Below are 886 nucleotides of genomic sequence, written 5' to 3' on the forward strand. Positions count from 1 at the left end.
TAGTAGATCATCGGCTTGTCGTAGACCGGCAGGAGCTGCTTGTTGATCGACAGCGTGGCCGGGTGCAGGCGCGTGCCGGATCCGCCGGCCAGGACGATGCCCTTCATGGCTTGGATACTCCCTCTGAAACCGGCCCGATGAGCCGATCCAGGATGTCGTCGAGCGCCGCCTGCCAGGGGCGGGGCTGAAAGCCGTACGCCTCGGTGAGGCTGGCCGTGGACAGGCGCGAATTGGCCGGGCGCCGGGCCGGGGTCGGATAGGCGGAGGTCGGGATGCCGTTGACCGGGATGGAGCGGCCGCCGCGCCGGGCCGAGCCCGCCACGATCGCCTTGGCGAATCCGCACCACGTGGTGTCGCCCGCATTCACGCAGTGGAACGTGCCGGTGGGCGCAGCCCCGTCGAACGCGAGGTGCTTCGCGATCGCCGCGAGCGCTGCGGCGAGATCGGCGGCCGAGGTCGGGCAGCCGTGCTGGTCGTCGACGACGGTCAGGGCATCGCGCTCGGCGGAAAGCCGCAGCATCGTCTTGACGAAGTTGCCCCGGTGCGGGCTCACCACCCAGGCGGTCCGCACGATCGCGTGGCGCGGGTTGCCGGTGCGCACGGCGAGCTCGCCTGCGGCTTTGCTGGCCCCGTAGACGCTCTGCGGGTCGATCGGATCGTCGGGCCGGTAGGCGCCCTCCGGCTTGGTGCCGGCGAAGACGTAGTCGGTCGAGACGTGGACGAGCGGGATGTTTCTCGCGGCCGTCGCCGCCGCGAGAATCGCCGGGGCGAGCGCGTTGAGGCGCCAGGCCGCGACCACCTCGGACTCGGCCTTGTCGACCGCCGTGTAGGCAGCGGTGTTGATCACCGCCCGGTAGGCGCGGTCATCAAGGGCTGCAGCGACGGC

2 protein-coding genes are annotated in these 886 nt (G+C 71.1%); both read right to left on the reverse strand.

What is annotated here, in order from left to right:
- The coding region (locus tag OXS49_RS33365) for a sugar phosphate nucleotidyltransferase (RefSeq protein ID WP_267428775.1) at positions 1–107 on the reverse strand (107 nt) is incomplete at its 3' end.
- Positions 104–886 (reverse strand): dTDP-4-dehydrorhamnose reductase (gene rfbD, locus OXS49_RS33370; protein WP_267428774.1); only part of this gene is annotated, 783 nt, incomplete at its 5' end. The genes rfbD and OXS49_RS33365, both read right to left, overlap by 4 nt.

Origin of the sequence: Methylobacterium sp. GC_Met_2 (genome assembly GCF_026540795.1) — a bacterium.
In the GTDB taxonomy this organism is placed as follows: Bacteria; Pseudomonadota; Alphaproteobacteria; order Rhizobiales; family Beijerinckiaceae; genus Methylobacterium.